Annotated in this window: 7 protein-coding genes; 1 reads left to right on the plus strand and 6 read right to left on the minus strand. The window is 58.9% G+C overall.

Going from position 1 to position 5,036, the window contains the following annotated elements; all coding sequences use genetic code 11:
* Positions 1-477 precede the first annotated feature (477 nt).
* The 4 genes from ACIQ39_RS18455 to ACIQ39_RS18470 all read right to left on the minus strand — a co-directional run bounded on the left by ACIQ39_RS18455 (position 478) and on the right by ACIQ39_RS18470 (position 2,938).
* Positions 478-1,752, minus strand: a complete 1,275-nt coding sequence (locus ACIQ39_RS18455; protein ID WP_396436044.1) for an FCSD flavin-binding domain-containing protein — start codon at positions 1,750-1,752, stop codon at positions 478-480.
* 13 nt (positions 1,753-1,765) lie between these two features.
* Positions 1,766-2,074 (minus strand): c-type cytochrome, encoded by a 309-nt coding sequence (locus ACIQ39_RS18460; RefSeq protein ID WP_396436045.1) that lies wholly within the window; start codon positions 2,072-2,074, stop codon positions 1,766-1,768.
* 38 nt (positions 2,075-2,112) lie between these two features.
* Positions 2,113-2,523 carry a DsrE family protein gene (locus ACIQ39_RS18465; RefSeq protein ID WP_396436046.1) on the minus strand — a complete coding sequence of 137 codons (411 nt, stop codon included), beginning with the start codon at positions 2,521-2,523 and terminating at the stop codon, positions 2,113-2,115.
* 85 nt (positions 2,524-2,608) lie between these two features.
* Positions 2,609-2,938 carry an ArsR/SmtB family transcription factor gene (locus ACIQ39_RS18470; protein ID WP_396436047.1) on the minus strand — a complete coding sequence of 110 codons (330 nt, stop codon included), beginning with the start codon at positions 2,936-2,938 and terminating at the stop codon, positions 2,609-2,611.
* 57 nt (positions 2,939-2,995) lie between these two features.
* On the opposite strand from ACIQ39_RS18470, the gene ACIQ39_RS18475 reads away from it, so the two are divergent.
* On the plus strand, positions 2,996-3,184 hold the full coding sequence (locus tag ACIQ39_RS18475) for a hypothetical protein (protein ID WP_396436048.1): 189 nt from the start codon (positions 2,996-2,998) through the stop codon (positions 3,182-3,184).
* Between the two features lie 130 nt (positions 3,185-3,314).
* Here ACIQ39_RS18475 and fba read toward each other — a convergent pair whose 3' ends face one another.
* The gene (fba, locus tag ACIQ39_RS18480) at positions 3,315-4,352 is read right to left on the minus strand and encodes a class II fructose-bisphosphate aldolase (RefSeq protein WP_396436049.1); all 1,038 of its coding nucleotides are present in this window, start codon (positions 4,350-4,352) and stop codon (positions 3,315-3,317) included.
* A 37-nt stretch (positions 4,353-4,389) separates the two neighbouring features.
* A partial coding sequence (gene pgk, locus ACIQ39_RS18485) for a phosphoglycerate kinase (protein WP_396436050.1) occupies positions 4,390-5,036 on the minus strand: 647 nt, incomplete at its 5' end.

Consider the following 5,036-nt stretch of genomic DNA (forward strand, 5'->3'; position numbering starts at 1 on the left):
GTCCTTGAACACTTCCTCACGTTAGGTCCTTGGCGCGTTTGGTGGAGCCTCATCGGCCACCGACTTGCGCTACTACGACCACTGCTGACTTCTCACACCGACTCGACATCGTCGCCCTTTCAGGCATAAGGTGAGATCTCCCCAGGTAAGGGCCGCACTCCTTCACCGCACAACCGCCGGATATACACCACATCGCTTTGATCACAAGAGCTTCTTGGTTTCTTGCCCAGTCGCCCTGCTTGGCAGTGCCTCATATCCGATTCTTGTTCATCGGCTCGCAGTTTATGTTCCACGCTTCCTTCCCACACTCGGTCACCCTCATGCAGTTGCGCTTCACTTCGCTCGTCGTGATCAACTTGCGACGGGACTTGCACCCGTAGGAGTGCGCCCATGCTGGGCGCACAAAAAAACGCCGCAAGTCGTGCAGCCTGCGGCGTTTTTATTTTGGCGGGGCATGAAGCCCCGCGCCAAACGGCATCAGGCCAAGGTGTCGGCCCAAATGTTTTGCGCCCAAGACCAAGCGTAAACACCTTCTAACTCATTGGCCGCGCTCGACACACCACCCGAGCCGGGCACGGTGAGCATGGTTTTCTTCTCAAGGTCGTAGCGGTGCACGCTGGCCACATGCACCACGTCTTTGCTGCTGACGTAGCTGTAGCAGGTGTTGTTGTAGATGGGCATGGGGTTGACTTCTTTGCCCATCAACAAGGCCACCACGGCAGCGGCACAGGTTTTACCGTGCTGGTTGGCCATATGGCCCGACTTGGGCATCAAGGGGGCGACTTGGATCGAGTCGCCCAGTACGTGCACGTTTTTAGCTGCTTTGGATTCAAAGGTGAGGAAGTCCACTTCGCACCAGCGCTTGTTGGCCGTGGCCAAGCCTGCGTTGACAGCGATGTCGCCCGCACGCATGGAGGGAATCACGTTCAGCACGCTGGCCTTGACGTCTTCGTTGAACTCAAACTTCAAGGTGTTGGTGGCCGCATCGACATCGGTCACGTTGTGCTTGCCCCGGTACTCCACAATGCCTTTGTAACGCTCGGCCCAGGCTTTTTTGAACAATGGACCCTTGGAGGTCACGTCGTCGTTGGCGTCCAGAATGATCACCTTGCTTTTGGGCTTGGCCTTGCTGATGTAATCGGCCGCTTGGCAAGCGCGCTCGTAGGGGCCGGGGGGGCAGCGGTAGGGTGCCAGCGGGATGGACATGGCGAACACGCCACCGTCGGGCATGGCTTCGAGTTGCTTGCGCAGCGTGACGGTTTGTGCGCCCGCTTTCCAGGCGTGCATGACTTTGTCTTTGGCACCGGCCTTGTTCATGCCGGGCAAAGTTTCCCACATGAAGTCGATGCCGGGCGAGACGATCAAGCGGTCATAGCTCAACTCGGTGCCGCCAGCCAGCTTGACGATGCGTTTGTCGGCATCGATCGTGTTGACGCGGTCTTTGATGACCTTGACACCGTGACGCTTGGTCAGGTTGTCATAAGGCGTGGTGATCTCGCTGATGGTTCTGCTGCCGCCAATGACCAAGTTGGACATGGGGCAAGAAATGAAAGCATCGCTGGGCTCGACCAAGGTGACCTGGATTTTGTGCTCAGACCACAAGCGAAGGTATTTGGCGGCTGTGGCACCGGAGTAGCCCCCGCCAATGACCACCACCTTAGGGCCGCTGCCGCCGCCGAGGGTGGCACAGCCCGAAACCAATCCCATGGCACCCAAAGCGGAGCCTGTCTGCAGAAAATGACGACGTTGCATGGTGCGGGTTTCCTTATTTCTTTTGGGCAGCAAAATAACCAGCGATGGCGGCAATTTGCTCGTCCGAGTAGCCCTTGGCCAGCTGGTGCATGATGGTGGCCGCGGGCACGCGACCGGCTTTGTAATCGAGCATTTTTTGTGTGGTGATTTCTTTGGGCACGCCGGCCAGCGAGGCCATGCCCGGCATGGCGTTACCGTTGGTGCCGTGGCAACCTGAGCAAGATGCCGCCATACTGCGCGCGTGCAGAGGGTCAATCTGGGCTTGCGCCAGACCGGTGGCGGCGAGCATGGCCGCTGCGCTTAAAACGTGCTGAATTTTCATGGTTTTTCCTCGTCTTCATCGATCAAACATGAGCGCCTTCAAGGGCGCAGGTATACATAGCCTTGCTTGGCCTGAAGTGTGGCCACCTCAGAGACGCCAGCGGGCACCACTTTGGCTTCCATCAACAACTTGTCGGTCGGGATTTTGCGTGCCACCAAAGTGTTGTTGCACACTCTGAATTCCACGCCTTTGTTGGCCAAGTCGCTGACACCACCGGCAAAGGCTTGGTCCATTTGGTTGGTGGCGCCATCGAGCAAAAAGTCAATGCCCAAACCGTGTGCGACCACCACAATTTTGACCGTCGGGTCTGCCGCCAAGTGGTTGCGGATGTTGCCTATGGCGCGTGAAGCCTGAGGTATGCCTTCACTCAAATGGTAAACCACCTTGATTTCGGCCCAGCTCAGGGTGCAGGCCAAAAGGCCAGCTAACAACAACAGAGGTTTTTTCATTCGTTTTTCCTTAAGAACGGATATTAATCCGGAGTCTGGCGTGTGCGTGACCGTGAAAACCCGACCCGAAACTGACACAGATCTTTCAAACGGATTCACTGGCAATTTGCACGCACACCGCGCGGCACAAGGTGACCACGCGTTCGTTGATGATACGGTAATAAATTTGTACACCTTCTCGTCGCTTGCCCAACACGCCCGCTTGGTACAAGGTGTTGAGGTGCTGGGACATATTGGGTTGGGTGGTGTCGATCTCGGCCAGGAGTTCACCCACGTTTTTTTCGCCATTGCAAAGCGCGCTGATGATGCGCAGCCGCATGGGTGCGGACATGACCCGAAAAACTTCGGCGGCTTTTTCAAACACCTCCTCCGATTCGGTCAGCGCGTTGTCTTCTGTTGGAGCGGTCTTGGCCATGGTGTATTTGCTTGGTGGGACTCAATCAGTCGTGTTGGGTTTTCAGCAGCATACAAGATGGGCTTGCAAGCCATGACTGAGGCCGACAAGGACAGGGCAATTGCCGACCAACACCGTCGCCTGAAAATGAATCAGCCGCTATTGTGGACAATTTTGGCGCAATTTCAAACCATTGATTGGTTGTTTGCATATGCCAAGAACAAGATAAGCCAAGTTGCACGGCCAGTTGGCTGCATGCCAAAGTGACCAGCCCCGATGTTGTCGGCTGCGAAAAAGGCTTCAGCCTTGACCAGCCGACCTGCTGCGGTCGGGTGTTGTCAAGCGGGCCATTGGGGCGTGGCCAAAGGCAACAAGGCCCTTCCCGTCTGCACCAGGCCTAGGCGTAACGGTTGGCCATGGCCTCCAGCGACACGGGCTGGATCTGGCTGCCGCGTCCGGCGCAGCCAAAGGCCTCAAAACGGGCTTTGACGATGGCGGCGGCGGCTTTTTTCGCGGCCGTCAAGGCTTTGCGCGGGTCAAACTCCGAGGGTTGCTGGGCCATCAACTGGCGCATGGCCCCGGTCATGGCCAGCCGGATGTCGGTGTCGATGTTGACCTTGCGCACACCGCTTTGGATGCCGCGCACGATCTCCTCGACCGGCACGCCATAGGTTTCTTTGATGTCGCCGCCGTACTGGCGAATGATCTGCAGCCACTCTTGCGGCACGCTGGAGCTGCCGTGCATCACCAAGTGGGTGTTGGGAATGGCGGCGTGAATGGCGACAATGCGGTCCATGGCCAAAATATCGCCCGTAGGTGGGCGGGTGAACTTGTAAGCGCCGTGGCTGGTGCCAATGGCAATGGCCAGCGCGTCCACCCCGGTTTGCGCCACAAAGTCTTGGGCCTGCACTGGGTCGGTCAGCATCTGCTCGTGGCTGAGTTTGCCCTCGGCGCCCACGCCGTCTTCCTCGCCCGCCTCGCCCGTCTCCAGCGAGCCCAGACAGCCCAATTCACCCTCCACCGACACGCCCACGGCGTGCGCCATCTCGCACACCTTTTGCGTCACGCCCAGGTTGTAGGCGTAGCTGGCGGGAGTTTTGGCATCGGCCATGAGCGAGCCGTCCATCATCACACTGGAAAAACCCGAGCGGATGGACTGCTGGCACTGCGCAGGTGTGGCGCCGTGGTCCTGGTGCAAGACCACCGGAATGCCCGGGTGGGTTTCGATGGCGGCCAACACCAGGTGGCGCAAATACGCCTCGCCCGCGTACTTGCGGGCCCCGGCCGAGGCTTGCAAGATGACCGGGCTGTCGGTGGCCTGCGCCGCCTCCATGATGGCCTGCACTTGCTCGAGGTTGTTGACGTTGAATGCGGGAATGCCATAGCCAAACTCGGCCGCGTGGTCGAGGACTTGGCGCAGTGAAACCAATGCCATGAGGAAACTCCTTGGAAAGAAAAAAGATCAAAAAGAATCAGTCCGCAGCAGCCCGCTTCGCCAAAATCTCGATGACGGGCAAGGTCTTGCCCTCCAAAATTTCGAGGAATGCACCCCCGCCCGTCGAGATGTAGCCCACCTGCTTTTCGATGCCGTATTTGGCAATCGCCGCCAGCGTGTCGCCGCCGCCCGCGATGCTGAAGGCGCTGGACTCGGCAATCGCCTGGGCAATCACCCGGGTGCCGTTCTCAAAGGCCGCAAACTCGAACACGCCCACCGGGCCGTTCCACACAATGCTGCCCGCCTGTTTGAGCTGGGCGGCCAATTTGGCTGCGGTCTCGGGGCCGATGTCCAAAATCAAATCATCGTCGGCCACCTCGTTCGCCCGCTTGACCGTGGCCACCGCGTCCGCCGCAAAGGTCTTGGCTGTGACCACATCGGTCGGAATCGGTACCGCGATGCTGGCGTCGCCCAGTTTCTCGCCCCTGGCTTTCATGGCCTCGATCACGGCTTGGGCCTCACCCACCAAGTCGGCCTCGGCCAGGCTTTTGCCGATGTTCAGGCCCGCGGCCAGCATGAAGGTGTTGGCGATGCCGCCGCCCACGATCAGCTGGTCCACCTTGTGCGACAGGCTCTTCAAAATGGTCAGCTTGGTGCTCACCTTGGAGCCCGCCACGATGGCCA

It is taken from the genome of Limnohabitans sp. (assembly GCF_044361645.1).
Taxonomy (GTDB): domain Bacteria; phylum Pseudomonadota; class Gammaproteobacteria; order Burkholderiales; family Burkholderiaceae_C; genus Limnohabitans_A.

What these genes read in the sequence shown, in the direction of transcription:
- ACIQ39_RS18465 (WP_396436046.1), bottom strand. Translation starts at nt 2,523, where the DNA reads ATGAAAAAACCTCTGTTGTTGTTAGCTGGCCTTTTGGCCTGCACCCTG.
- ACIQ39_RS18470 (WP_396436047.1), bottom strand. Translation starts at nt 2,938, where the DNA reads ATGGCCAAGACCGCTCCAACAGAAGACAACGCGCTGACCGAATCGGAG.
- ACIQ39_RS18460 (WP_396436045.1), bottom strand. Translation starts at nt 2,074, where the DNA reads ATGAAAATTCAGCACGTTTTAAGCGCAGCGGCCATGCTCGCCGCCACC.
- fba (WP_396436049.1), bottom strand. Translation starts at nt 4,352, where the DNA reads ATGGCATTGGTTTCACTGCGCCAAGTCCTCGACCACGCGGCCGAGTTT.
- ACIQ39_RS18475 (WP_396436048.1), top strand. Translation starts at nt 2,996, where the DNA reads ATGGGCTTGCAAGCCATGACTGAGGCCGACAAGGACAGGGCAATTGCC.
- ACIQ39_RS18455 (WP_396436044.1), bottom strand. Translation starts at nt 1,752, where the DNA reads ATGCAACGTCGTCATTTTCTGCAGACAGGCTCCGCTTTGGGTGCCATG.